Raw genomic sequence first — 560 nt, forward strand, 5'->3', positions numbered from 1 at the left:
GTTACCGGTGCAACATATTCTCCTTGCAGTGCACTGCCTTCTGGCTCTGGTAAGGCTTTTCTGTCTACTTTACCATTGGCCGTTAGTGGCCATTCATCCACAGCAATTAAGAAGCTCGGCACCATATAATCTGGGAGCGTTACTGCTAACCTGCTTTTAACGTCTCTAACCCATGCGTGTTTCGCCTCTTCATCCAACACCTGATTTGATTTGATATAACCCACTAACTGCACATTATCTGTCCACTTCAGGGTTTTTACCAACACAGAATCCACACCAGGTTGTTGCGCTAACTGCACTTCAACTTCCCCAAGCTCTATTCTAAAACCGCGGATCTTAACTTGATCATCTGTACGACCTATAAAGGCTAGATTCCCGCCCTCTAAGTAACGTACTAAATCGCCGGTACGATATAAACGACTCGGACTATGTGGATCACTCGATAGGTAATGTGGATTATCAATAAAACGCTCAGCTGTAAGCTCCGGACGATTGAGATATCCTCGCGCTAAACCATCACCACCGACATACAGCTCACCAACACACCCTTCTGGCACTAA

General features: G+C 45.9%; 1 pseudogene. It reads right to left on the reverse strand.

Annotated features, from left to right (window positions below):
- Positions 1-560, reverse strand: a pseudogene (locus NO992_RS23385) (non-ribosomal peptide synthetase); the annotation flags it as partial.

The sequence above is a fragment of the Pseudoalteromonas sp. DY56-GL79 genome (assembly GCF_041414765.1).
Classification (GTDB): domain Bacteria; phylum Pseudomonadota; class Gammaproteobacteria; order Enterobacterales; family Alteromonadaceae; genus Pseudoalteromonas; species Pseudoalteromonas piscicida.